The organism is Alteromonas sp. ABH4_452 (genome assembly GCF_056311825.1).
Map to the genome: position 1 here is coordinate 994,179 of NZ_CM149973.1, position 24,892 is coordinate 1,019,070.

The 24,892-nt window shown below is 45.1% G+C and carries 19 protein-coding genes; 8 read left to right on the forward strand and 11 right to left on the reverse strand.

Features of this window, described 5'->3' with window-relative positions; all coding sequences use genetic code 11:
- The first annotated feature begins 5 nt into the window (after positions 1 to 5).
- From ACYX4N_RS04325 to ACYX4N_RS04335, 3 genes are all read left to right on the forward strand, one after another.
- Positions 6 to 734, forward strand: coding sequence for an Lcl domain-containing protein (locus ACYX4N_RS04325; protein WP_476055720.1), 729 nt, complete (start codon positions 6 to 8; stop codon positions 732 to 734).
- Between the two features lie 94 nt (positions 735 to 828).
- Positions 829 to 1,383 carry a hypothetical protein gene (locus tag ACYX4N_RS04330; protein WP_474857400.1) on the forward strand — a complete coding sequence of 185 codons (555 nt, stop codon included), beginning with the start codon at positions 829 to 831 and terminating at the stop codon, positions 1,381 to 1,383.
- A gap of 232 nt (positions 1,384 to 1,615) precedes the next feature.
- Positions 1,616 to 4,063: a S8 family serine peptidase gene (locus ACYX4N_RS04335; RefSeq protein WP_476055721.1), complete on the forward strand. Its 2,448-nt coding sequence runs from the start codon at positions 1,616 to 1,618 to the stop codon at positions 4,061 to 4,063.
- A 287-nt stretch (positions 4,064 to 4,350) separates the two neighbouring features.
- Here ACYX4N_RS04335 and ACYX4N_RS04340 read toward each other — a convergent pair whose 3' ends face one another.
- The 6 genes from ACYX4N_RS04340 to ACYX4N_RS04365 all read right to left on the reverse strand — a co-directional run bounded on the left by ACYX4N_RS04340 (position 4,351) and on the right by ACYX4N_RS04365 (position 13,353).
- Entirely contained in the window at positions 4,351 to 4,980 is a 630-nt protein-coding gene (locus ACYX4N_RS04340; RefSeq protein ID WP_474804562.1) for a response regulator, read from the reverse strand.
- The gene (locus ACYX4N_RS04345; protein WP_476055722.1) at positions 4,977 to 5,666 is read right to left on the reverse strand and encodes a sensor histidine kinase; all 690 of its coding nucleotides are present in this window, start codon (positions 5,664 to 5,666) and stop codon (positions 4,977 to 4,979) included. The genes ACYX4N_RS04340 and ACYX4N_RS04345 overlap by 4 nt, the downstream gene beginning before the upstream one ends.
- On the reverse strand, positions 5,659 to 8,823 hold the full coding sequence (locus ACYX4N_RS04350; RefSeq protein ID WP_476055723.1) for a protein kinase domain-containing protein: 3,165 nt from the start codon (positions 8,821 to 8,823) through the stop codon (positions 5,659 to 5,661). Before ACYX4N_RS04350 ends, ACYX4N_RS04345 begins: the two co-directional genes overlap by 8 nt.
- Before the next feature lie 122 nt (positions 8,824 to 8,945).
- Entirely contained in the window at positions 8,946 to 9,788 is an 843-nt protein-coding gene (locus tag ACYX4N_RS04355) for a GAF domain-containing protein (protein WP_476055724.1), read from the reverse strand.
- 149 nt (positions 9,789 to 9,937) lie between these two features.
- Positions 9,938 to 10,783, reverse strand: a complete 846-nt coding sequence (locus ACYX4N_RS04360) for a DUF6689 family protein (RefSeq protein WP_476055725.1) — start codon at positions 10,781 to 10,783, stop codon at positions 9,938 to 9,940.
- Between the two features lie 92 nt (positions 10,784 to 10,875).
- Positions 10,876 to 13,353 carry a S8 family peptidase gene (locus ACYX4N_RS04365; RefSeq protein WP_476055726.1) on the reverse strand — a complete coding sequence of 826 codons (2,478 nt, stop codon included), beginning with the start codon at positions 13,351 to 13,353 and terminating at the stop codon, positions 10,876 to 10,878.
- Between the two features lie 286 nt (positions 13,354 to 13,639).
- Between ACYX4N_RS04365 and ACYX4N_RS04370 the strand changes: the two genes are divergently transcribed.
- The 3 genes from ACYX4N_RS04370 (at position 13,640) to ACYX4N_RS04380 (ending at position 17,097) form a co-directional block, all read left to right on the forward strand.
- Positions 13,640 to 14,698 carry a chemotaxis protein gene (locus tag ACYX4N_RS04370; RefSeq protein WP_476055727.1) on the forward strand — a complete coding sequence of 353 codons (1,059 nt, stop codon included), beginning with the start codon at positions 13,640 to 13,642 and terminating at the stop codon, positions 14,696 to 14,698.
- Between the two features lie 90 nt (positions 14,699 to 14,788).
- Positions 14,789 to 15,841, forward strand: coding sequence for an aldo/keto reductase (locus ACYX4N_RS04375; protein ID WP_476055728.1), 1,053 nt, complete (start codon positions 14,789 to 14,791; stop codon positions 15,839 to 15,841).
- 107 nt (positions 15,842 to 15,948) lie between these two features.
- Positions 15,949 to 17,097 carry a Na/Pi symporter gene (locus ACYX4N_RS04380; RefSeq protein ID WP_474857409.1) on the forward strand — a complete coding sequence of 383 codons (1,149 nt, stop codon included), beginning with the start codon at positions 15,949 to 15,951 and terminating at the stop codon, positions 17,095 to 17,097.
- A 203-nt stretch (positions 17,098 to 17,300) separates the two neighbouring features.
- Here ACYX4N_RS04380 and ACYX4N_RS04385 read toward each other — a convergent pair whose 3' ends face one another.
- Positions 17,301 to 18,464, reverse strand: a complete 1,164-nt coding sequence (locus ACYX4N_RS04385; protein WP_474804584.1) for a DcaP family trimeric outer membrane transporter — start codon at positions 18,462 to 18,464, stop codon at positions 17,301 to 17,303.
- Positions 18,465 to 18,721: 257 nt separating this feature from the next.
- Between ACYX4N_RS04385 and acs the strand changes: the two genes are divergently transcribed.
- Both acs and ACYX4N_RS04395 read left to right on the forward strand, forming a co-directional pair.
- Complete coding sequence (gene acs / locus ACYX4N_RS04390) at positions 18,722 to 20,668, forward strand: acetate--CoA ligase (protein ID WP_474804586.1); 1,947 nt, start codon at positions 18,722 to 18,724, stop codon at positions 20,666 to 20,668.
- Between the two features lie 17 nt (positions 20,669 to 20,685).
- Positions 20,686 to 21,330 (forward strand): response regulator, encoded by a 645-nt coding sequence (locus ACYX4N_RS04395; RefSeq protein WP_474804589.1) that lies wholly within the window; start codon positions 20,686 to 20,688, stop codon positions 21,328 to 21,330.
- On the opposite strand, the gene ACYX4N_RS04400 is transcribed toward ACYX4N_RS04395, so the two are convergent.
- The 4 genes from ACYX4N_RS04400 to rimK form a co-directional block, all read right to left on the reverse strand.
- Entirely contained in the window at positions 21,290 to 22,261 is a 972-nt protein-coding gene (locus ACYX4N_RS04400) for an amino acid ABC transporter substrate-binding protein (RefSeq protein WP_476055729.1), read from the reverse strand. The two genes, ACYX4N_RS04395 and ACYX4N_RS04400, sit on opposite strands and share 41 nt — an antisense overlap.
- A gap of 80 nt (positions 22,262 to 22,341) precedes the next feature.
- Positions 22,342 to 22,776 carry an ATP-dependent zinc protease family protein gene (locus ACYX4N_RS04405; RefSeq protein WP_474804594.1) on the reverse strand — a complete coding sequence of 145 codons (435 nt, stop codon included), beginning with the start codon at positions 22,774 to 22,776 and terminating at the stop codon, positions 22,342 to 22,344.
- Positions 22,777 to 22,791: 15 nt separating this feature from the next.
- The gene (locus tag ACYX4N_RS04410) at positions 22,792 to 23,823 is read right to left on the reverse strand and encodes a succinylglutamate desuccinylase/aspartoacylase family protein (RefSeq protein ID WP_474804597.1); all 1,032 of its coding nucleotides are present in this window, start codon (positions 23,821 to 23,823) and stop codon (positions 22,792 to 22,794) included.
- A gap of 42 nt (positions 23,824 to 23,865) precedes the next feature.
- Positions 23,866 to 24,771 (reverse strand): 30S ribosomal protein S6--L-glutamate ligase, encoded by a 906-nt coding sequence (gene rimK / locus ACYX4N_RS04415; RefSeq protein ID WP_025257684.1) that lies wholly within the window; start codon positions 24,769 to 24,771, stop codon positions 23,866 to 23,868.
- Between the last annotated feature and the right edge of the window lie 121 nt (positions 24,772 to 24,892).

Consider the following 24,892-nt stretch of genomic DNA (forward strand, 5'->3'; position numbering starts at 1 on the left):
ATACTATGCTTTTATTTGTAAAAAAGCTTTTTGTCCTTTGCGCTATAGTCCTCGTTGGCACGCAGTTTAGCGTGCTTTATCAATTTTTCAAAAGCGTGCCTGATATGTTTGCTGCTAAAGAAACAGCGGAGTATCGATTTGTAAAATTGAACTCACATGGGCATGCCATTTCAAACGAACAAGGCCCTTGGCATTGTGTTTACGACAGAAAGCTCGAAGTTGCCTGGCTGGTGGGAAAAGATGACGAGTCGCCTTTTGACAGTTATTGGAGCTACAGTTGGTTCGACGAAGAACAGCATAAAGGAGTGAAAGAGCGAGGGAGCTGTTATTTCAACAAGCCGGGGTGCGATACAAGGCATATTCAGCAGCAAGCAATTAAACGAAAAATATGTAACTTATCTAACTGGCGCCTGCCCTATGCAGAAGAGCTGATTGCCTTAGTTCAAACTCCAGCTAAATCTAATGGCCCTTTTATACAAAGCGCATTTTTCCCAAATATTCAAAAAGGTGATTATTGGACGCAAACACAAAGCAACAGTATTGATACTCAAGCGCTTACGCATTTAAAAGACGGAGCGGTTGCGGTCAACTTCAAACATGGAAAAAGTCGAGTTCTACCTTTTAGAAATGCTGCTCATGTCATGCTTGTTGCGGACAAAAAAGCGCTACCCCTTTCGCCTAATCAAAGTGCGTTCTTAGGTAGAAAGCAAAGCATCGCATATTCTCACAATTAATTAGCCATTGGCACTATGTAGGGGGAAATCCCTATTTGCACTTCGAGCAGTTGGTTTGATACTGAGCCTACGAAAACACATGGGTAACCATTCTATGAAGTCATTAATTGCAGCAGTGTTCGTTCTTTTTTCCGCGCCTTCTTTCGCTGGCGTAATCACTTATGATTTCACTCGATTAGTGTTAGGTGACGAAGCTGACGAAACCAGCTTAATCGGGCAAATCACCTTCGATGAAAACGAAACCCAATTTAATATGAATACATGGCTATCGTTTTTCTTTCAGTTAGAGTTTGATGGCGTCTCTTACGATATTTTAGAAGCCGACATTGCTGACTTTGCGATAGTTGATTTAGATGATGGTGTGTTTGGTGATGAAAGCAGTGAAGGCTTTGAGTTCTTCATTGAAGATTCAAGCGTTCCTTACGAGTTTACTATTAGTTCAGGTTTAGCTGGACTAGGGCAAACCGATACTTGTGTTTTCTTTGAAAATAGCGACCGCTGTGCGGGCGGGTTGTTTCAATTGGTTAAAACTGTCGAGCCGAGTAGTGGCTCCAATAACGGCTCGACGCAAGTGAGTGAACCTGCTTCCTTCGCATCAGCAATGTTAGTTTTGTTCGCGTTTACCTCACTGAGGAAGCGCAAACAGTAAAGCATTTTTAATTTTAATAAGCGTTTCATTTCTTTTACTGTGTTCGTTCCCTCCAACCTATCAATGTTTCTCGATAGTTGGTGTTTTTAGCCCTCCATTTGTGAGGGCTTTTTTCTTTTTAGATTTCTGATTTTTCAACGCTTTTATAAATCACACCGAATAGGGGGAACTCCCCATAGTTTTGCTTCTTTGGTTGTTAAATACTCAAGGGGTACTCAAAGAGAGGTGTATTATGAAGTTCCTTAATAACAAAACAGTATTATCAGTTGCTATTGCTTGTGCCCTACCATCGAGCATGGTGAATGCAAAAACTTTCGATAAAACCTTGGCTGATGCACTTGCTGCTTCGCCACTAGAACTACAACAAGTTATTGTTACATTTGAAGGTAAGGGACCTGCCACAACAGAACAAATTACAGCACTTGAATCGTTAGGCATCACTGGCGGTGTTAGCCTGCGTAACGTGCCAATTGTTGGTGTGTTAGCCAACAAGCAGCAAGTTGAAGCGCTTTATCAACGTGATGACGTTGTGTCAGTGTGGAACAACGACCCACTAGAATTAGAGAACCATGAGTCTACCCAAATTACCGGCGTACAGGCACTACAGGCTGACCGCGATATTCGCATTAACGGCATGCCAGTATCAGGTAAAGGCATTGGTGTAGTGGTAAACGACTCGGGTGTTGACGGTACCCACGGTGATTTAGCTTTCCCTGATCACGTTGTGCAAAACGTTTTAGCGCAGGTTAATCTAAATAGCTACAGCGGCATTTTACCGATTACATACCAAGAAAACGTATCTAACACCGATATCCTAGGCGGTCACGGTACTCACGTAGCAGGCACAGTAGGCGGTAACGGCGCCAAGAGCGGTGGTTTACACGCAGGTGTAGCACCAGGTGCAGACATCATTGGTTATGGCTCGGGTGCCGCTTTATTTATTTTAGATACTATCGGTGGCTTCGACTACGCGTTAACACACCAGTTCGATTACAACATTCGTGTTATCTCTAACTCATTCGGTAACACAGGTGATGTAGGTACAGACTTCAACCCAGACGACCCAACCAACGTTGTAACTAAAGCATTGGCTGACAGCGGTATTATTACCGTGTTCTCAGCGGGTAACTCAGGTCCAGGTGAATCAACTATTACCGGTAATTTTAAAAAGGCACCTTGGGTAATTACAGTGGCTGCGGGCAACAAACAAGGCGAGCTAGCTGATTTTAGTTCTCGTGGTGTTGACGGAAAGGGCGGGCAGGCAGTTGTTGATGGCGAAGTGTTCACGTGGGAAGACCGTCCTACCGTAACGGCGCCTGGGGTAGACGTCATATCTGCCCGTGCATCACTGTCTAGCTTAGGCGGTTTAAGTGCAGCTGACGACGCGGAGATGATTGAGCCACAGCACTTGCCGTTTTATACCGTATCTAGCGGCACATCAATGGCAGCACCGCATGTGTCAGGTATTGTTGCACTAATGCTAGAAGCAAATCCAAACCTTCAGTGGGAAGATGTTAAACGCATTCTTCAGGAAACCGCAACACCAATGGCTGGTATGGACGAGTGGGAAGTGGGCGCAGGCTACGTTAACGCTTATGCTGCTGTAACTGCGGTGCTTGACGGTGAAGAAGTATTTGGCGATACAGTGAAGAAGAATCGCGAGTTTAACGCATTTGCTAACGTTGCTGAAGGCGATAGCTTTACGCTACCTACAACTTATCTTCCTGTTGGTGAGTCACCAGTAGAAGAGTTTGAGGTAACGTCTGACGTATCTATGGTGGTGGCGAGCGCGTCAATTGAAACGGCAACAGCGTTCGTATTAGAAGACCCAGCAGGAAATACCTACGGTTCTGGCATTGGCCTACCTGTTTTAGGTTCTTCTGTTGGTACAGCTGCTCCGGGTATGCCGGGTACATGGAAACTATACAGCCGAGGCATTGGCAGCATTAGTGGTGTGTCAGTTGACCCACTCGGCGTTACAAATGGTGTGGGCATTCCTGGTACTAACGATGTGAATATTCGCTTGTTAGTTACATCAGGCTATACCGGTATTGATGATGCAGTAGGCCATCCAGCGAAACCATTCATTGAATATGTAGTAGCAAATGAGCTAATGGACGCAAAGGAAAGCGGTTTTGCACCAGATGCACCGTTAACGCGTGTAGAACTTGCTGATACGCTAGCGCTTAGCGCTAATCTTCGTCAAACCAACGATGGTAATACAGTTAACTACACCGATGTGAGTGCAGAAAACGCTGCCGCGGTAAATTCAGCAACAGCAACTGGCGCTGTATTAGGTGATTTAGAGATGAATACGCAATCGGTGATGCAAGTTGACGGCGACTTCTTTGGTAGCAATATGCAGGTAAGTAAGGAAGAAATGGCGTACTCAATGGTTCAAGCATTAGGTCTTGAAGATGCCGCGAGCAGCTTTGACTCTGAAAAGGTTATCGCTATCGTGCTTGGTGAAGCGGTGGAAGTTGAAGATACAGACGCAATTGCACCTGAGTATCGCGGCTATGTTCAACAAGCTTTAGCTGCAGGGATAATGCAGGTGGAAGTGAAGGTAGAGCAAGGTCCATTTGACCTACAGCCTACGCTTAAAGCCTTCTTTAACCCACAAGATGGCGTATCACGAGGCGAAGCGGCGTTTATCCTTACGCAATACGCTGAGCTTTAATTTCTGATATAAGAGGGGCCTTGTTCCATCTGAAACACGGCGTAAACCCATCCATGGGGCCTTCGCCACAGCATCCATGCTGTGGAGAGTTTCAGATGAAGCAAGGCCCCTCTCTTTTGTTTTAACGTATAAAAGTTCTATAGAGTAGTGTTCTACTTAACGGAATTTGCTTTTGGGGAGTCCACTAAAGCAAGTTTAGTGCTGAGGATTTTAGCTACTGCAATCAGTATTCGCTTAATATGTAAAAAGGGGAAAGAATAGAGTTGTACGCTCCGGACAAATTCCAGCTACTCTAGCAAGCCTGCTTTTCCTGCCATTCTGATAAGTTCTGCGGAACTGCTTAAATTGAGCTTTTTATAAATGTTGCTTCGGTGATTTTCTGCGGTTTTAAGACTCATATCTAGTAGTTCAGCAATCTTCTTACTGGTGTTGCCTGCGGCAACTAAGAAAAAGACTTCTCGTTCTCTTCGCGTCAAAACGCTCAGCGGTGATACGTGCTTTTGACACTGTTCAGTGGATGACTGGGTTAATTCGTCGGGGAAAGAGGTTTTGTTGGCCGCCACTTTTTTTATCGCATCGACTAAGCTGTCCCCAGACGACTCTTTTAAAATGTAGCCCTTTGCGCCAGCGTCGCGCATGGCCTCTATATATTCCACTTCGTTGTGCATAGACAGCACAAGTATCTTTGCATCACTGCGCTGAGACAATATTTTATCAATGGCAACGAGCCCGCTCATGCGCGGCATAGAAATATCCATCAGAATAACGTCGGGGGAGAGTTTTAGCACCGCTGCAATAAGCTCAACACCGTCATCACATTCTCCGACCACTTCAATATCTGGGTTTGCATTTAGCATTTGAGATACGCCTTGACGCATGAGTACATGATCGTCGGCTAGCACTACTCGAATTGTCATACAGGTACCGTTACTGTTGTTCTTGTGCCTTGCCCTACAGCTGAATCTATTTCTAGCGTAGCGTTGAACGCTTCGGCTCTATCGCGAATACTTGAAAGACCAATGCCAGGCTCTATTGTTCTACTATCAAACCCTACACCATTATCAAGAATATCTAAACGAATAACGTTATGGTGGTAAGAAACCGTCAGAGTAAGGTGTGTTGCTTCACTGTGCTTTATAGCATTTACCAATGTTTCTTGCGCAATTCTAAATAATAAGGTGCTTATATCTTTCGAGAGATCTGTGGGTAGATTTATGTCAGTGTTATACGCCATATCTTCACCACTAAGCAGGTTCCGACACAGCCAGTTTAGTGCGGGTTTAAGGCCCAGGTCGTCTAAAATGGTGGGGCTCATAAGGCGTGATAGCTGCCTTACGTCATTTAGCGCCATTTCAGCGATACCGTGTAGTGCTTCTATTTCAGGCGAGGAAGATGAGAGTGCCTGCAGTCGTCTTGTCAGCCCAGTAAGTAACTGCCCTATACCATCATGCAACTCTCTAGAAAGTTTAGCTTTTTCGGATTCTTGTTGAGCCCACAGGCGTTTCGCAAGCTGCTGAAGTACTTCCTGATCAGCGTCTAGTCGCGCTTGAAGTGTTGCCTGTAGTGCCTTAATGCTCTCTATTTCTTTGGCTAAATCACTCAAAATAGGCGTTCCTGTAGTCACCCGCTTGTTTTTCAGGTAGTTGAGACAGCCACTGCGTTGTTAACTTATTTACGGTATCTTCTTTGCCGGGAATAGCGCGATAGTATAGGTGATTGCGCCAATATGAAGGGTATAGCGCGAGCTTTTGCTTGAGCTTTTCAACTGATGCTTCATCACCTAACGACGCTTGTATATACAGCCACTGCAAGTATTGTTGATAATAAGTAGGTTTAATAAGAGTGCCAAGCTTTTCCATGATACTGCTCGAAGCGCCTAAAGATAGACGCTGCTGCATATCGAGCAGAATCTTTGTTTCGGTGATCGCGGGTACATTGTCGTTATTTAGAAGCGTTTTGTAGATGTCGTCACTTTCATCGTTAAGGTTTCCTTGATGATGCTTTAACCCTAACGTTAGCCATTGATAAACGGCGAATTGCTCGTGACGTTCTTCGTTGATGGTGGGCAATACCGACTCAAGACGCTTCTCTAAGCATGACCAGTTTGCAGTTAACAAGCATATTTCACCCTCCCAGAGCAAAACTTCTGTTTTTGCTCGGCTATCTTCAGACTCCTGAGCTAAGCGTTTTGCCTGTGCAGCATGTTGTGTGGCTTCTTCTAAATTTCCGTTTGCAAAGTTTAAATAGCTGAACAGAAGGTGATTGTAGAGCTTTTCCTGATTATGCTGTGTACCTAATTGCCTATCTACCGCCGTTAAGTAATTGCTTGCGATATTTTTATCACCTTTAACTAAACTCAATTGCGCAAGATTTTGATGGGTTCGAAGTAGGTGAGATTCATCACCATTTCTCTCAAATAGCATCTTAGCCTGCTGCCAGTATATTTCTGCAAGAGAGATATCACCAATCAAAAAGTGCATATAGGCCACGTTGCTCATGCTTTGGGGCTGAAGTACCTTGTCATCGCTTTGAACACGAATATCAAGGCCTCGTTTGTAGTAATCTAACGCTCTTGCAAACTGTCCTCGTTCTTCAAGCATAAAGCCTAGGGTGTCGTTTACGTGCGCTTCTTGTGCTAAGTCACCTAAATCGTGAAGCAGCTTTACAGCTTCTTCTAGCGACGCTTCAGCAGTGGTGTAGTCGCCTGTGAGTGAAGTAGCAATAGCATAGTTTGCTAAGGTTTTGGCCCGTTGAGAAGGCTGTGTTTTCGCATCTCGCAGCGCTAGCGCGTCTTTAAAATAACGCGCCGCTTCTACATTGTCGGCCGTTCGCAGGTAGGCAATGCCAAAGGCATTCAGCACTAAACTTTCACCTTGGGTATCCTTGGCCTGTCGAAATGCCACAAGTGCGCGTGTTAACGAATCGCTGGTGGCCGTTTCTATATCTCCATTAATAATTTGCAAACGAGCCAGCTCAAACCACAGTTGTCCGTTATTCGGTCGAAGGGCTAAAGCGGCTTTGTAGTCGGCCATCGCTTTGGCATCTTCGCCCGCCCACTGGTATATGTCGGCCCGCATTGATAGCAATTCTGGTCGGTTAGGAAATTGAGAAACCAGTGCATCTATCGATTGTTTTGCAAGGGCTAAATCTTCATTGAGTTCAGCTCTTAGAAGTTCGCCTTGTAGTCGCCAATACAGCGCTAATTCGGGAAGGCTGGTTAAGGTTTGCAGGGCCTGTCTGGCACTATCATAGTCGCCAGTATTTATACTATTGCGGGCTGTGGCTACCCACCCACCGGGGTAATCGGGGGTTGTCGCGGTAATGGCGTCGACTGCATCTGTACTATTTAGCGTTTCTCCCTTTTGCCACGCTGAATCTAACGCATCTAGATAACGTAAATCAGGGAGTGGTTGAGGGGCTTGAGTTTCAACAGCATCAAATAGTTGCTGAATTAATTTATTGGAGAACTCCACTAAATCCTCAGAAAGGGTGTTTGCATCCACATTGTGCGACACGGTAAAAATAGGCGTATTGGCAGGCATGCTGAGTAAGCTTGCGTGAAGCAAGTAAGCACTATTACTGGTAGGCGTAGCATCAAGAAGCAGTACGCTATTAGCTGCAAGTGTAGCGGCTAAATCAGTGCGATCATTATTCTTAGTAAAGGGGGATAACCCTAAATTGCTTACCCAAGCTTGAGTCTGTTCTTTGTTGTCTAACACTATGTTGGGGTGGGTAGACAAAGGGTAACGAAGTAATGTGTTAATGGTTTCTAAAAGCGGGTACTGAGGGTCGTTCAATACCAGAAGCTGGATAGGGCTATCTGTTGCTAATTCGGGGGTACTTTTTTGATACCAAGTTAAGGAAAAAATACTGGCACTCCCAATTAATACCAGTAAAGCAATTATAGAAAACCCAACAAGGGTTTTGTTAGGCACGGTCGCACTGCCCTTAACGCTAAGGGCTCTGGTATTAACGCTAAAGGCTTCTTCCAGCGAAAGTCTCTTAGCCGGTAAGTGATGGGTTAATTGAGCAATACAGGTTTTGCGCTTTTTCAGCCATAAGAAATGGGAGATGCCAAAACCTTCTTTTTCAACACAGCCCAACATGTCTTCTAGCACTTTACCTAGGCTATAGGTGTCAGAGTGCTCACTTGCTTTTCCGGTTTGAATAACCTCAGGAGCGGTGTAGCGTTGATGCCCGCTGGTCTGGACACCCGAAGCCGCGCTTTGACCAATGCCAAAGTCGATAAGCTTAATATCTTCATTATGGTCTATTAGGATGTTGTCTGGCTTTATATCGCCATGCTTAATCCCTACAGCTTTGCATGCAAGTAAAGACTCAATGAGCTGTTGCTGCCACTTATCGAAATCGGCCCTACTGATAGGTTTTTGAAGACGCGTATAAAGAGGCTCTCCTTCTATGAAAGCCATGGTAAAGAATGCAGTATCTCCGTCAGAGAAAACATCATGTACACGAATGATATTGGGGTGTTGAAGCTGTCTGGCAATATTAACTTCATTGCGGATAGTTTGCATTTTAACCGGGTCGCTAGCACCACCTTCTATCACTTTTAGCGCCACTTTTACATCAAGTAGCTCGTCGAGCGCACTATAAACATTAGCCTGAGCGCCACAGCCTAATTGCTCTACAATAAGAAAACGGTTAGCTAGGCGTGAATTTGGCGCAATAGATGGCCCTAAAGCTAAGGCTTCAGTTTCAAGGGAATTATTTTGCGACGAGAATACATCTGGCCTGTTCAAAGCCTTCTCCACACTTCACTAATTAACGTGACGAAGCAACTCAAATAGGGTTTACGCCACGCAGGCCTGTCGACAATAGGTATAACAAATGGTCGACTGGCTTAAACGTTATTGCTTTTATTCTAGCTTATAAGTGAAAGTTTATGCTCTATTGTGTGGAATAACAAACGCATGGAAATCATATTTGCTAAGGAGGTGGCAAATTCTATGTCCGTTTGTGTGAAGTAACGACGCCCTAAAACAGAGTCAGCATATAAAACACCAATAGGCTTTTCATCCAAACATACGGGTACACAAACGGCTGCCTGAATACCGTGGTTTATTATACTGTGCTGCTTATTAAGCGTGTTGTCGCAAACAATATTACCGATAGCGCGAACGGCATTTGTCTGCATACATTGATTGATAATAGTGCGGCTGCCTGTAAAGTCATCGCCCTGCATCCAATCTTCATAACCTACACCAAGCTGATAGTTATTTATTTTATCAAACAGAATGAGCGAAGCGCGTTCGCACCCAAGCGACTGAGTTAAACACTCTCTGGCGAGGTTAATAAGTGTAGTGCTGTTATTACAGTGCTGTAGTTGGTTTTGATATCGTTTTAGTTGTTGCTTACGCCATTCACGTTGGCTATCAAGTTTAACGACATTATTAAATGCGACAGGCGTGAATTCACAAGGAATTGGACCAAGTTGCAAAACGTGAGGTTTGTCTAGCGTAAGATGTTTTACGGGGATACCTGCGTTGCTGAAGCACCCTGTAGAACTGGTGTCGTCCAACTGCCAAATATGGTCGTTGTCAGCATATTTTGCGGTGCGTAAAACAATGTGAGAACGTGAGATTTGAGGGTGAGGAATAACGATGTCGGCACTATCGGCGCGCCCAACTTGATATTCGCGGCCCTCAAAAAGCAAGTGCTCACTTACGCTACCGTTGCTTTCTATAAAGTCAAACTGTAATGGCATGGCATCACCCTCATCATGTCACTGTCGCTGAATTTTTATTGTTTTTTTTCAACCTACGACCATGCCCGGATAGGCACGAAGCCAAGTTGACCCTAGACCCGTGTAGCTGTGTTTAAAAAACAGTGTGGGTTTAAGGTCAACAGGACTATTTACAGCGTTCTTAAACTAAAACGTAATGTTTGCAGCTGAGTAAGAAGCAAACCTTTCACATTAACTATGTCGCCACTTGACCGCCATACGTCAGCAATCTGGCTTCCAGAAGCACTGTCAACAAGTGTAATAAGGCTATCAACCGCAATTAATGCTGCATCGTCATCGTTTATCGCCAACGCTGACTGAATGTCATTTATTCCGCTATCAATAGCTGCTTCTAGCAGCGGGGCTATTTTGTCGCGATTATCATTAACAGTTGAACTTAAAGAGGCAACTTTGTCGTTAATGACAGTAGTTGAAGGACGATTGTCGAGCAAAATAATGAAGTCGGAAAATTGACCTGTGCTACCGCGCGCACGAAAGCTACCAGATGAAGTAAGCGTTGTTATGTCTTCAAACTGCCCGCCGTCATGCGACGTAAACAAACGCCATGGAATGGTTGGGGTGTAATGAATGGCTTTGGTGTAAAGCTCAACCGTCGCTAAACCTTCAAAGCCAAACCCTGCGTCTGTTTTCGGCGAAATAGAAACAAGAACAGGGAAGCCTGAAACGGCACTTGTTAGTGCTGAAGGCAGACGGTCTGTAATCGTTAAGTCTGCTGGGTCTAGCAGCTCTGCAGTAATATCAATAGTGTTGGCATTAAGACCAATGCTGTTTTCAAACTCAACGGTCAAATCAACTTCGATCAAGCTGGTGAGCGCAAGCTTCGCCTGAATCTTATTGTTATCGACAGTTAGGGTTGCAGGAGTAACTACCTGTGCTTGCGCGGTTGAAAGCAGAAGTAATGCAGTGGCGGCAACAACAGTAGTAAGTTGTCTGAATTTCATCGCAGTAAACATCATAGGATGACCTCTTTCAGTGTTGGTTAAAATTTAACCTAAAATGGCGCCATTATCAATTAGTATAATGGCACCGTTTTCAGTGGTTTGCGATTTTATTCAAAATATTGGGTGAAAAAGCGTGAAGCGAGTACAGCATAATGCGCTCTGGTTATCACTGTATCTGGCGCGAAGCTCGCAGTAATAGTTGGCGCAATGCTAAATGGGCTTTGCTCTACACCAAACTCAGCGTTAATGAGAGACAAGGTTAGTGCTAACTGCACATATCCCTTCATATCAGCCGGAATGTTGTCTTGGTCTTCTAAAATGATTTGTTCGCCATTATAGTCAACAACGATGTCGGCATTGGGGTCGAAGCTAAGTGCGGCTTCTTCAAGACCTAACATTTGCACCAGCGAATAAGCAATATCTAACTTGGTTACGCTAGCAAAGGGGTCGGCGCTGCCGCCTACGCTTCTTAGAACAGGCGCTTGTGTACGAAGCTTATCTTTAAGTGCACCACCTTTGACCATGACCGATTCTACAAACGCTTTATCAAACCCAGGTACAGAGCCGATGTTAGGGCGCTCTTCGTTTAGCAGGTCACGGTATTGTCTTACTGCACCGCCCATTACCGCATAGCGAGCAAAGTCCTTACGTTTAAGGCGGGCATCTGGCGAGAAACCACGGCTGTTAATGGCATCCATTAGACGCTCGCTAACAGCGAATTCAATGGCGTTTTGCTGAGGATGACCTTCAACATCATCCATACCTTCAAAGCCACCACTATTTTCAAACGAGACAGTAACGTTGAAGGTTTCAGGCAGACCTGGGCCGTTGGTTAAACCTAATGGGTCGGCCTCAATACCAGACAGTGACGTCAATCCATAGACATATACGCCCCAAGTGCCCGGCATTGCAGGAGCAGCGACACGCATGGTCGTTGTAAGCACTGGTGTTGTAAGGTTACCGCGATATTCAGTGCCGTCCGGCGCAACAAGAACAAGCTTGGTTAAGTTTGCGAAACTATCGGCAGACGCTTTAACAAGTACTTCTTCTGTTCCTACTTCAAACTCTATAACTTCAGGCGCACCTACTGGAGAGTAAAAAACATCGAAGTTTTCTACACGGTCGCTGGTGGTCACTAGTGCATTTGCTTTGAAGTTTTTGCCATCTAGGTTATTAACCGTAACTTTATGATCCATGTCTTCAAGAAGGGCCGCGGCAACCGCAGAGCGCGCGTTAACATAACCCGCACCCACTTCCCAGCGCTCGTAGCCAGGCATATTAGTAGCAGTTTCTTGAAGCAAGCGCTTTATGGTTAAGTTATCAAGATTTGGGTTTGCTTCTAGCATTAACGCAATAATGCCCGATACATGTGGCGTTGCCATAGAGGTACCAGAGATCATGGTATAGAAAGGAATATTTTGCGGCTCTATCGCACCAATATCACCATCACCGCCATTAGCTGCCGCATTTAAAACAGCGCGAGTAGAGATAATATCTACACCAGGAGCGACAATGGTTACGTCGTTTGTATACGTCCAATCTGTGCCGTCTGGCATAGTAAAGTCACCAGACTCGCCTTTAAGACCACGAGATGAAAAATCGGCAAGTTTGCCAAACTTATCGCCCGCACCCACAGAAATTCCCCAAGGAATTTGCGCGTATGGGTTATGTGAATCTTCACCTGGGCCATCGTTACCCGCAGCGAAGACACTAATCATACCCATTGTGTGCGCTTTATAGCTGGCCAATGATATAGGACCAAGTGGCTCATACTTGCCGCTTGAACCCCATGAGTTGCTAATAACTTTGATAGGGTTGTCAAAGGTGTACTGCTTACTTATCGCGTAATCAAAACCACCGATGGTATCAAGTAGGAGTACCGCTGCACCCGAACCATAACCAATAATATCTGCATCTGGTGCTGCGCCGCGGTGCTTGCCGCCAGACATAGCGCCAGTACCTGCGATAGTGCCAGTCACATGTGTACCGTGGCCTGAGTTTAAGTCTGTATTTACTTGGTTAGATAATGTTGGGCCAGTTATACCAACAATAGACAATGCGCCTGGGTTCAAAATCGCTTGCACATTATCAACCACGGTATCACCAAAGAAGTGGTCTTGATGAGAAGCATCAACACCAGAGTCAATGACTAAAACCGTTGAACCTTTACCAGTAAATTCGACATTGTTGCGCGATGCAAATGCTTCGCCCTGCATATCAGCAACACCCGTTATCTCACGCGCATCAGCGTTGTATAAGCTCATCTCACGGTTTGCGAATACTGAGCGTACTCCGTCAAATTGTGCAATAGCTTCAATTTGAGCTTTGGTGGCTACTACACCAATAATTGGCAGGTTTTTAAATTGAATACCTTCTGTAATACCCAAGTTTAATAGTTGAGTAATTTGAGATTCAGCAAGAGGCGACATTTGATCGTACGTAACAACCGCCATCAATGATTCTGTAGGGGATAGAGACACTAGTTTATCGGCCATTTGAGAACCAATGTAAGCGTCGGCTAGCGTGTGAGCCGAAGGACTTGCCAGCATTGCAGCAGCTAAGGTAGATAGGGCGAACTTCTTCATATTCTTCTCCAAATTCTAAAGGCTGCGGTTTGCTTTGGTATCGGGTTACGTCATCGCAGCAAGGTACGCCTCAATAGTGACTTTTTGAGAAGGGCCAGAACATAGGGGTTTCACCCTAATTATAAGATTTTTTTAAATAGCAAAACGTTCAAAAATGCTACAAAGGTTTAATAATAAAACGTGCGTTAAACATCTATATTGATGACGTATGTTGATGTGTTTTCAGCGTTTATTAGCTTTTTTTTATGTAGCTGGTGCGCGCAATTTCTCCCAAGAGGAGCTTGTCATGAAGTTCGATTCTATTAAATCTCGCCTAGTTTTAATGACCCTTGTCTGCGTTATCGGTATGGGGGTATTAGTTGTTAGCCAGCACTACTTTACCCAACGACTTATAGGGTTACACCAGCAGCGTGATGTGTTGTTAAGAATGGGGCAAGATCTGCTGCAAATGAGACGACATGAAAAAGACTTTCTTCTGCGCCACGAGACCGTTTATTACGACAAGTTCCTTGAGCGGAGCTATGAATTTAAAGGTCGCTCAACAACTCTGGTTCCCTTGTTCAATGAGTACAGATTGCCTGTGACTGACGTGGAAAGCCTGTCATCTTCGATAGAAGCCTATAGCGGCACATTTCGACAGGTAGTATCGCTTCAAGAACGGATTGGATTAAGCCAAAACGATGGTTTGAGAGCGCGCATAACCGAGTTAGAAAATACCCTTAGCGAAGGGCTGCGTGCTCAAGACTCGCAAGCGAGTGAACTGTTGACTGGTATTCAACTGGCAACGCGCAATTATCAGATAAACCAAGAAGGGGTTTACGCAAGGCAAATGATGACGTTGAGTGAGCGTTTAGCTTCTGAATATAGCGGTACTGCTTTACTGAGCGGCACTTTGGTTCAATATAGAGAAGCGCTTTTACAGCTAGTTGATGCATTTACTACCTACGGCGTAACTCATAATGAAGGGCTTCGTGGCGAATTTAGACAAAGCGCTCACAATGTTGAAACTCAGCTAAAAGGCGTCGATGCCGCCCTGCAACCCATGATCGAGCAACAAGAAGCACAGGTGCGTATTTATAGCTTAAGTATTGCCGCGCTTACGTCTGTCGTATTAATTCTGGTGCTGATCAAGAGTTTTGCGACATTTCATCGCGCATTTGTTAACTTTCTTACTTTCTTTTATCGCTGCAAGCGTCAGTATCAAACGATTGATACCAGAAAGTTAGGGTTTGCAGAGTTAAAGTCACTCGCAGAACTGGCGAATGAAATGGTCGAGTCGAAAAGAGATATTGAGGCGCGTCTCGCCAGCGTCGAAGCCGAGTTGGCCAATAAGAAAGCCTCATAGCTTTCATTTAAAAGCTAAAAGTAGGTAGATTTTCTAAAGCGGCCGACTCACTATTGCATAAACAAGGTATAAGCCAAGGTAGAAGCAAAGATGAAGTTTAACCGCTTAGGAAGTAGCGACCTACAGGTGTCAGACATCTGTTTAGGAACAATGACATGGGGTATTCAAAATACCCAGCAAGATGCAGATGAACAAATAGCTTACGCCCTCGATAAAGGTGTTAACTTTTTAGATACCGCGGAAATGTATCCCGTTCCTCCCAATGTCGATACGTACGGCGATACAGAGCGCATTATAGGTAATTGGCTTTCGCGAAATGAAGCGAAGCGCTCAGATGTTGTATTGATGACTAAAGTTGCCGGCAGCGGATTGAAGTATATCCGCAATGCTGGCCCCATTACGTCTGATGCAGTTAGCAACGCGCTTACTGATTCGCTAGAGCGTTTAAATACTGACTATATTGATGTTTACCAGCTACATTGGCCGAACAGGGTAACGCCACATTTTGGAAAGCATTGGCCTGATGGCGCGGACCCTACGAAAACGAATCGCGAAAAAGAAATAGAGGGTATGCGTGATATTCTCATGGGAATTAAGCGCGCATTAGACGAAGGTAAAATAAGACACTGGGGGCTGTCGGACGATACGCCTTGGGGCATCCACATATTCCTTACCCTTTGCAAAGAGCTTGATATGCCCCTTCCCGTATCTATCCAAAATGAGTTCAGTTTACTGCACGCAAAAGACTGGCCGTATTTAATCGAAATGTGTGAGCTAGAAAATATTGCATATTTACCGTGGTCACCATTAGCGACAGGCATGCTAAGCGGCAAATACCAAAACGGCGCAAGACCAGAAGGTAGCAGGTGGACGCTAGCTCAGCGCATGGGACTGTTCAGAGATAAAGTGCCTGCCCAGGCTGCCACTGCAGAGTATGTGAAGATTGCAGAAAAAGCAGGAATAACGCCCTCGCAATTAGCGTTAGCATGGTGCCAGCAAGTACCTGGCGTTACGTCTACTATTATTGGGGCAACAACAATGCCTCAGTTAAAAGAAAACATTGATGCGTTTGATATAGAGCTCTCAAGCGAGACGTTGAATGATATTCACGATGTATTTAGAAGGTATCCTCTTGGTTTCTAATAGCTAGTGCTTATTTGATGAAGAATGGCGGGTATATCCCGTCATTTTTGTGTCACACGGTCGTAATAGTATGGTTTTTTCTGTCTTAACTCGTACTCGTTATCTGAATGATTGACCCACAAATACTATCAGCCAGCACTGTAGAAAAGAACAATAACTGGCACCGATGGCTGCTTCTTGCACTACTTGTTTATGTCATGTTACTTGCGGTGAGCATGATTGGAAGTGGTTTCAAATATGCCGCTGGTGATCATGCTAGAGAGCTTTTTAATTTTGCATCAAACCCAATAATGGGCCTTATAATTGGCATGGTTTCGACTGCGTTAATTCAGTCTTCAAGCACGGTAACTTCAATTATTGTTGGTATGGTTGCAGGTGGTTTACCCATTACCATCGCGGTACCCATGATGATGGGAGCGAATATTGGTACTAGTATTACCAATACCTTGGTAAGCCTAGGGCATGTTGCTAAAAAAGAAGAATTTCAGCGCGCTTTTAACGCAGCCACTATTCATGATTTTTTCAATGTTCTTTCCGTACTTATATTCCTTCCACTAGAAATGGCCTTTGGTATTTTAGAGTATTTGAGTGGTCAGATTGTAACACTTATTCATACTCCAGAAGCGCTGGGCGTAAGCGGATTCAACCCAATAAAGGCGGCCACACAGCCAGTAACCAATTTGGTTTCTCAGTCCCTTGAGTTTTTACCTTCTGTTTATCCAGGTATCGCTAAAATTCTGATTGGTATTGCGCTTATTATGGTTTCTATTACCTATATGGGAAAAATTATGAAGTCCCTTATGGTAGGAAAAGCGAAGGATTTACTACACAAAAGCATTGGGCAGGGGCCCATATCCGGCATCACATCTGGCGCCCTAATGACGGTGTTGGTGCAGTCATCATCCACGACCACATCACTCATGGTGCCCTTAGTGGGGGCAGGGGTGCTAAAAGCCCGTGAAATCTACCCGTTTACTCTTGGTGCAAATATTGGAACTTGTATTACCGCCCTTATTGCTGCGTTAGGCGTGGCGGGCGTGAACAGCGGTTTTGCGTTACAGATAGCGCTGGTACACCTTATCTACAATGTGTTGGGTGTCACACTCATTTATGGTGTTCCTGTATTGCGTAATATTCCTATTAATTTGTCCTACCAGCTATCTGTCCTAGCTGCAGAACGAAAGATGTACGGCGCAGCTTACGTGGGTGGATTGTTCTTTGCAGTACCACTGGGAATTATTTTTACGACAATATAAAAGCCTACCGGCAGTTTTAAACTGCACTAGAGAGGTAAATGCGGACTAATTGTTTCTGATGGTGTAATACAGGTTAGCGTGCTCACTACCTGTGCGGGCCGGTATAACCTAGGCATTAAACGCATTTAGCAACCATTCGGTCAATAAAAAACGGCGTTTCTGAGCTCAGAAACGCCGTTCTAATTTGTAAAGCTGCGTACTTATTAAAACGCGTATTTAGCTGAAACTTGGAAGCGGTTCATGTCGCCTTCAAGACCGGCTTCAATTTCACGTTTTGCGAACGCATACTCAGCTCCAACAGTTAGCGCTTTCGTTGGCGAGTACAAGTAGTTCACACGTGTGCTGTAGGTACTTTCAGTCGTATTTAAGCCAGTAAGCGTTACGTCATTGTCGGCTTCAAACGCTGAGAACATAATGCTGCTGCGTGCTTTTTCGCTCCACTTGTGACGATACGCAATGCCATACCCAGTTGAGTCAATGGCTTCCAAGTCGCCACTTTCAGTAAGAACAGCGCCATTTACTGCGTTCAGTGCAGAGTATCGGCCTAAACCTTTACCCGTATTGAACGTGAAGCGAATATCATCGCCATTGGATAAGTTATATTTACCTGTTAACGACACGCCAAAGCTAGTCTCGTCAGCGTCGATGCCTGCGGCATTATCATAAGAAAGTTGTCTGACTAAGCCCGCTACTTTTACATAACCCCAGTCTTGCTTTGTGGTGTAGGCGGCAACTAAATCTGGAACACTACTGTCATCACTTGTTATCCTGCTACCACCACCAAACGGCGTAATGGTTGATTCAGGGTTTTCTAGTGCAATCTGAAACCCGCCATTGGTATATCTCACCATGACTTGACGACCAAAGGTGATACCGTCGGTAGTACCAATAAAATCAAGTGATTCTGGTAACGAACCTACGTCCATAAAGGTCGTCCATGTTTGGCCCACCAACCAATTCTTGTAAGTTAAGTATGCGTGACGTACTCGTGGAGTATAGGAGTTACTGATGCGCTCATCACCGCCGCTAGTCACAACAAAATCCAGCTCGAATACACCGTTAATAGTGTCACCTTCGGCGGTAGGCGTTGATGTGGCAAAGCGGAAACGAGATGTTCTGATGTGTGCATCGAACTGTGGGTCTTCGTCAACGCCACCAACGGGAGTTAGTGAAGGTATATAAAAGTCTCGACCTACGCTGCCAGAGGCAATGGTGCCATCTGAATAGTCGCTTACCATAGCGTCAACTTTAATATAACCCGTGAATTTCACACTAGTGTCGCCGATTGTTGCTGCTTGTGCTGTGCCGCCCGCTGCCGCTAGGCACAGCGCTACTGCGGTAGCGGTATTTTTTATTTTAGCTTTCATCGTGTCTGTTCCAAAAAAGTGGTTAAATAAATGTAAATTCAACGTTAACATCGCTGATTGTGTACTTATTATCGCAAATTTAAATAAGCCGTTGGTCGCATAAGACTATAGTCGTAATACTTTTAGTCTAACTTTTTTATTACTACCTTAGTTTTATGCTGCTAAGACCAAAGTCTCATTTTGCTTTGTGGGTGAATAGCTAGAGTGTTTCACCATACAACAAGAATTTTACATTATTGATATTGGAGGCAATCTTTATGACCGCCAGCAAAACTTATCCTGTGCCTGAGAACATTCTTCAATCTACTCATTTGACTGCGTCGCAGTATGACGAGATGTATAAGCAGTCAGTAGAGCAACCCGAAGTGTTCTGGGCTGAGCACGCGTCTATGCTTGAGTGGTACCAAAAGCCCACCAAAATTAAAAACACCATGTTTGGTGAAAATGATGTGTCTATTAAATGGTTTGAAGACGGTGAGTTAAACGCTAGCTACAACTGTATTGACCGTCACTTGGCAACCAATGCCACAAAAGTTGCCTTTCACTGGGAAGGCGACTCACCACAAGACAGCCAAGATGTGACATACCAACAGGTGCACTATGAAGTATGTAAGTTAGCGAATGCACTTAAAGAAATGGGAGTCACGAAAGGTGATCGGGTCGCCATTTATATGCCTATGGTACCTGAAGCCGCCTACGCGATGCTTGCGTGTGCACGTATTGGTGCGGTTCACTCGGTAATTTTTGGTGGTTTCTCACCAAACGCTATTGCCGACCGCATAAATGACAGTAGCGCAAAGGTCGTTATTACAGCCGATGAGGGGCGCCGCGCAGGAAGAAGCATTCCGCTTAAAGCCAACGTCGATAAAGCGTTAGCCGATGATGCCTGCCCGTCAATTACACATGTTTTGGTGCATAAGCTAACGGGTGGCGATGTAGACTGGAACGAGAAGCACGATGTATGGTGGCATGAAGCTGTGGACGGTATGTCAGCACAATGCGAGCCTGAAGTAATGAATGCGGAAGACCCGCTATTTATTCTCTATACATCGGGTTCTACGGGTACGCCAAAAGGTGTGGTTCATACAACAGGCGGTTATCTGCTCTATTCCGCTATGACCTTTAAATACGCTTTCGATTACAAAGACGATGACGTTTATTGGTGTACTGCGGATGTGGGCTGGATTACAGGTCACAGCTATATGGTTTACGGCCCCATGGTAAACGCTGCGTCGCAAGTGTTCTTCGAGGGTGTACCTACCTATCCAGACGTTAAACGCATTGCGCAGGTCGTAGAAAAATACAAAGTAAATAGTCTTTATACTGCGCCAACCGCGATTCGTGCGTTAATGGCTCACGGTGACGTGCCTGCTGAAGGTTGTGATTTATCATCACTTCGTTTGCTTGGCACAGTGGGTGAGCCAATTAACCCAGAGGCGTGGGAATGGTATCACCGTGTTATTGGAGAAGGCCGTTGTCCTATTATCGATACATGGTGGCAGACTGAAACTGGCGGACACATGATTTTGCCTCTGCCTGGAGCAACAGAATTAAAACCTGGCTCGGCAACCCGCCCATTCTTTGGCATACAGCCGGCGCTATTTGATGCTGATGGCAATGAACTTGAAGGCGCGGCAGAAGGTAACCTAGTGATCAAAGATAGCTGGCCAAGCCAGGCTCGAACGGTTTATGGCGATCACCAGCGCTTCATTAACACCTACTTCAGCGCATACAAAGGCGTGTACTTCACAGGTGATGGCGCACGTTGTGACGAAGATGGCTTTTACTGGATCACTGGCCGCGTAGACGACGTACTAAATGTATCGGGCCACCGTCTAGGTACGGCTGAAATAGAAAGTGCACTTGTTGCTCACTCTAAAGTGGCTGAAGCTGCGGTAGTCGGTTTCCCTCACGATATCAAAGGGCAGGGGATATATGTTTATGTAACGCCTAATGAAGGTGTTGAAGCAGACGAAGCGCTGACTAAAGAACTTAAAGCGTGGGTGCGCCAAGAGTTAAGCCCCATTGCCACTCCTGATATGATTCAGTGGTCGAACGGGCTACCTAAGACACGCTCTGGTAAAATCATGCGCCGTATTTTACGTAAAATTGCGGCCAATGAGCATGAGCAATTAGGTGACACATCTACATTGGCGGATCCATCGGTTGTTGATACACTGATAGAGGAACGTCTGAATAAGTAGAATTAAGGATATAGACAATGATAACCCTTCTAATCGCTGATGATCATCCGCTGTATCGCGATGCACTACGAGGCGCGTTGTCGTTGTCACTTCCAGCCCTTACCCTTAAAGAGGCCGGAGATCTAAACACCACAGTCGATATTCTCAATAATGAGGATATCGACTTATTGCTTCTCGACTTACATATGCCAGGCAGCAATGATTTATTTGGCTTGCTGCATATCCGAAAACTCTTTCCTGAACTTCCTGTTGCCGTGGTTTCTGGAACGGAAGACGCTACCCTTATTTCGAAGATCATTAGCGTAGGGGCACTTGGTTTTATTCCAAAAACGGCCAGTGCACAAGATATAGCCAATGCAGTTGAGGCTATTTTAGATGGTGATGTGTGGTTGCCTGAAAACTTAAGCGAAGATGTTGATGAGGTGGATGAAGCGTTTTCTGAACTTGCTGACAAAGTTGCGTCGCTCACACCGTCCCAGTATAAAGTACTTTGCTACATGCGAGATGGGTTATTGAATAAGCAAATTGGCTTTAATTTAGATATTGCTGAAGCCACCGTTAAGGCGCATGTTACCGCTATCTTTAAAAAGTTGGGCATTAATAACCGTACCCAAGCGGTACTCATTGCTTCGCAGCTTGAGCTGGAGCCACCGGTTCAGTAACATCGTGTTTAAGCACGGCTTCAGACATAGCAAATTCAGGTAGAAACTTTTCTAACGCCAAGCGGCTTTGCTCGCTCAATAGCGGGTTTTCGATTTCAATAACCGTACGCCCATCAATTAAGGTCATCCCTTCTTTAAAGTTCTTATGTGCAAGCAGTAACTCTTGGAACTTCCCGGTTTCAAATAGCATCAGCAGGCCTTCAGCGATACGCCCTGCTAATGCCTGATTATCACTGCCAACAAAGAAAAAGATAGGGCTTGGGTATGAAATGATGAGGTTGTCATCGATAGTTAAGCCTTTAGATAAGGTTTTATCGGCAAACTCCTCGTTAATTTCCATCACACTTCTTGGAAACATGTCGGCGAACCCTTCCGAAACAATGCGAAATGAAGCGCGATACGTGGTTTCTAAAACGGGAATATCATTAGCCCGAAAAATCTTTGTGTCAGGCCAGTCGTATCCTAAAACTGCACGAAACTCCTGTAGGTCAATGAGGCTTTTTACCTTTTTTAGTCGCACATCCCCTTCTTTAACAAACAAGGCGCGCTTACCAAACAGTCCTGCCATGATAGGAATGCGAATAGGGAGAAACTGACGCTCGCGCTCAGTAGACGTTACGCTCCACGTTACGTCTAGCATATTGTGCTCGAGGCTGCGCAACTGGCGTTCTTGGGCCGTTTCTTGGTTGCTAACAATAAGCTCAAAGGTACCGTACTGCGACCGAGTAACACGCAAGGCTTCTGTTAGCAGTGACTTTGCGTATGAGTAAACGCTATCTCTTCCAGGGTGGACGTTGGGTAATCGTAAAACGGTATGAGGCAAGTCTGCGCTTACCTCATCAGAAGGTTGCTGTTGCCCGTAAACAACGAAGTGCGCAAGTAAACTCATTAACAAAATGATACGGCTTAGAGATTTAGCTTTGATATCCATATTTTTAACTCATTTACGTGGCGCCAGCCCGGCTAATTGCCTTATTAAAGGTTACTTAAAGTATAGCCCTTTTTTAGCTGCTAATCTTTTCCAGTAAGTAAAAAATCGTGTTCGGGGTCTACAATAAACTGTCCACTCATCGCCTCTCTGCCAAGCAGCATTAAGTAAGTCATTTCAGAACGATCCGTTAGGGTTAACTGGATATCCCATTGGAATCCGTCCATAACGATAGGCGTAATGATAACATAGCGTTTCTCACGTGTAGCTGTTGAACTTTTTACGCGCTTTTTGCCTTCAACGCGCGCTTCCCGTCTAACTACACGTTCTACGTTATGAATGTCTGGGTGAATATCAAATTTAATCCATAGTTCACCGTCTTGCTCAAACTCTTCAATATTGTCTACGTGAAGTGATGACGTTGCCGCACCTGTATCAACGCGCACGGTTAAGTCGGAGATAGCGAGTTTGGGCAAGTCGCACAGTTCTACTGCACCAACAATTTTCTTATTGTTCATCAGTTTTCTACCAATTTATAAAACAGGGTTCTGCTCTGGCGGCAATAAATTGTCTTGTAATAGTTCTACGTGTTCGGCAACAGTATCAGGCTCTGAAAAGTATGCAATGTGGTAAACGGCTTCACCTTCTTGGGTAAGCGGAATATTTTGTTTACCAATTACAACGCCTTCAGCTGGGCTTTCAAGGCTGTCCAAATAATTGCCAAATGGATCCGCAATAATGGCTAGTTTGTCACCTTTTTCAACATGATCGCCTAGTTGGGCTAGGTGATTTACAAATCCACTCTCAGGCGCGCGCACCCAGCCACTTTGTCTGGCAATGAAACGCTCAATGCTATGGCCCTTGCTACGGCTTTTGTTTAACATGCCTAAGTGGCGCATGGTATTGATTATACCTTTTACGCCTGCGCGAATAGAAAATTCATCATAGCGCAGTGCTTGACCAGCTTCATAGAGCAATATTTTAACGCCATTTTCACTGGCCGCTTCGCGTAACGAACCGTCTCGTAATTCAGCATTAAGCAGCACAGGCACACCAAACGCTTTGGCCATTTCAAGCACTTCAGGGTCGTCTAAATCCGCGCGAATTTGTGGCAGATTACTTCGATGAATAGCGCCTGTATGCAGGTCGATGCCCACGTCGCACTTACTCACTATCTCTTTGAAGAATAAGTTCGCCAACCGCCCGGCAAGCGAGCCTTTTTTACTGCCAGGAAAACTGCGGTTTAAATCACGTCTGTCGGGTAAATAACGAGACTGGTTTAACACGCCATATACGTTAACCATGGGTACCGCTATTAAGGTGCCCCTAATGCGTTCAATCGCTTTTGACCGGATAAGGCGGCCGACTATCTCAATGCCATTTAATTCATCACCATGGATAGCAGCGCTCACAAACATAACAGGACCAGGTCGCTTTCCTCGTTTAACATAAACGGGGATACTCATATTGGTCGCTGTATACAGCGGTGGCATTTCTAACTCAATTTTTTTTGTTTCGCCAGGAGCAATATTTTCGCCCCCAATTTTTAAAACATCACTTACCACTAACGTTTTCCTATATTTACGTTATTGCGTAGGTTGAAGGGGTTAGCCTTTTCCTCGGGTTTTTGTTTTATGTGGCTCGGCACTCTTTTCAATAAATTCAATGATCATGCTGGCAACGTCTTTATTGGTAGCTTTCTCGATACCTTCTAAGCCTGGTGAAGAGTTAACTTCCATCACTACAGGGCCGTTGTTCGAGCGAAGAATGTCTACACCGCAACAATTAAGGCCCATGGTTTTTGCTGCATCTACCGCCGTTTTGCGCTCAGCAGGGCTTAGGCGAACTAAACTTGCTTGACCGCCTCGGTGAAGGTTAGAGCGAAACTCTCCGGGAGCCGCCTGACGCTTCATAGCAGCAACGACTTTCCCACCAACCACAAAGCAGCGTATATCAGAGCCACCTGCTTCTTTAATAAATTCCTGTACTAAAATACTGGCATTAAGCCCCATAAATGCTTCAATAATGGATTCTGCGGCTTTTTGGGTGTCTGCCAATACAACGCCTATACCTTGGGTACCTTCTAGCAGCTTAATAACCACTGGCGCGCCGCCCACGGTTTTGATTACATCGTCAATTTTGTCCGGGTGATGAGCAAAGCCGGTTCTAGGCATGCCAATGCCTTTGCGCGAAAGAAGCTGGAGCGAGCGAAGTTTATCTCGAGAGCGGCTAATCGCCACTGACTCGTTGAGGCTGTATGTCCCCATCATCTCAAACTGTCGAACTACAGAAGTACCGTAAAAGCTAACAGATGCGCCGATACGGGGGATCACTGCATCATAGTAAGGTAGTTTCTTACCGTTATAGCGAACAGAGGGTCGCGCGCTCGTAATATCCATGTAGCAGTGCATAGTATCGATAACGTCGACCTCATGCCCGCGAGCCTGCCCAGCTTCCACTAAGCGTGAAGTAGAGTAAAGACGTGGATTTCTTGAAAGAATAGCGATGCGCATTATAAAAAAGCCTGTAGTTTGTGGTTTATTTTGTCGTTTATTCGACCTGTCATTTACTACGTTAAAACGTGATTATTAATTGTGTCAGTTACCACGTTAGAACGTGAATATTAATTAGACA